Source organism: Bradyrhizobium sp. (assembly GCF_049691595.1).
Classification (GTDB): domain Bacteria; phylum Pseudomonadota; class Alphaproteobacteria; order Rhizobiales; family Xanthobacteraceae; genus Bradyrhizobium.
Genome location: NZ_JBAVNZ010000139.1, coordinates 1 through 1,577, shown reverse-complemented (window position 1 = coordinate 1,577; position 1,577 = coordinate 1). Strand labels below are relative to the sequence as shown.

Sequence of the window (1,577 nt, the reverse complement as noted above, 5' to 3'; positions counted from 1 at the left end):
TGGACGGTCGGGCTTGCCGGGCGTCGTCGATCGTCACTTCCTAGACCGCTTCGGCGCCGCGATCTTGATCTCGATGGTCGACGGCACGATCCAGGCGGCCGCCCAGTCCCGGGGCGGAAGCGGCACTGTCATCTACAACCCGAGCAACGCCTCCGATGTAGTGACGGAAGTCCTCAAGAGCACGGTGAACATTCCACCGACGGTTCGCAAGCAGAACGGCGATCGAATCCAGATCCTGGTCGCCCGGGATCTCGACTTCCGCTCTGTGTATGAACTCAGGTCGACGGCCAATGCACGCTGAAGCGTCCAATCTGGCGGGTGCTGTAACGGTGGGCGAGGTCTCGTCACTTGAACTCATGCTTCGCCCGTTGCGGCCCTTTCTCGTGTCTCCCGAGATCACTGAGCTATGCATCAACCGGCCCGGAGAGCTGTTCATCGAATCACGGGAAGGCTGGCGATGCGAGCGCCTGCCGTTCGCGGACTTCGACTGGTGCCGCAGGCTCGCGAAGCTGATCGCCAATTCGACCCGCCAGCGCATCGATGAGGAGTCACCGATCCTCTCAGCCTCACTGCCAGGTGGCGAGCGCGTGCAGCTGGTGATGCCGCCGGCCACGACTGCGGGATGCGTGGCGATCACGATCCGTCGGCCGTCGGAGTCTGTCTGGTCCCTCAGTGAACTCAGTGCCAGCGGGATCTTCCGCTCGACTCGGCGGGCGAGCGATGCGCTCGATGCGACCGAGACCGAGCTGCTGCGGCTCCTCGATGTCCAGGACTACGAGACGTTCATGCGGCTGGCGGTTAGGAGCCGCAAGAACATCGTGGTCTCCGGGCCAACGGGATCTGGCAAGACCACGTACACGAAGGCACTGATCCGGGAGATTCCGCCAGACGAGCGGCTGATCACCATCGAAGATGCACGCGAACTCGTCCTCGATGATCACCCCAATCACGTCCGGCTCTACTACAGCAAGGAACACCAGGGACAGGCGAAAACCACGCCACGGCAGTTGCTCGAAGCCTGTCTGCGCATGAAGCCGGACCGCATCCTCCTGGCCGAGCTGCGCGCCGACGAAGCATTCGACTATCTGCGCAATGTGAACTCCGGCCACCCGGGTTCGATCACGAGCGTGCATGCAGCCAGCGCCGAACTCGCATTTGAGCAGCTGGTTCTGTTGGTCAAGCAGAGCCGCGCGGGTTCGGAACTGGCGCGCGCAGACATCAAGAGTCTGCTGCTTCTGCTCGTCGACATCGTGATCCAGTTTGGTGTGGATCGTCATGAGCGGTTCATCAAAGAGATCTGGTATGACCCCGCACGCAAGCGCAGCGCCCTGGCAGCCGCCCGCTAGTCCAGCGCGGCGCACGCTCGCGCTGAAGATCGTCGCGGGCTTCGCGGCGGCACTGATGGTCGCGGCGTACCTGGCCGGCTACGTGTTCCTGTGGTCGCTGCACCTCAACCCGCGCGAGGCGTCGCCGCTGACGGTGGTCCGTTACGGCTACTACTACGGAGATCGGGAAGCGATCCGCAAACGGTTGTTCCTGAGTACGGCGGCCGGCGGTGCGATGGTGCTGGCGAGCGC

Annotated in this window: 2 protein-coding genes and 1 pseudogene; all 3 read left to right on the top strand. The window is 63.5% G+C overall.

What is annotated here, in order from left to right; translation table 11 throughout:
- Window positions 1-301 (top strand): TrbI/VirB10 family protein (locus WCE35_RS06115; protein ID WP_424592449.1); only part of this gene is annotated, 301 nt, incomplete at its 5' end.
- A complete protein-coding gene (gene virB11, locus WCE35_RS06110) occupies window positions 291-1,346 on the top strand; it encodes a P-type DNA transfer ATPase VirB11 (protein WP_424592448.1) in 1,056 nt (351 codons plus the stop codon). The genes WCE35_RS06115 and virB11, both read left to right, overlap by 11 nt.
- A pseudogene (locus tag WCE35_RS06105) lies at window positions 1,303-1,577 on the top strand (hypothetical protein); the annotation flags it as partial. The gene virB11 and the pseudogene WCE35_RS06105, both read left to right, overlap by 44 nt.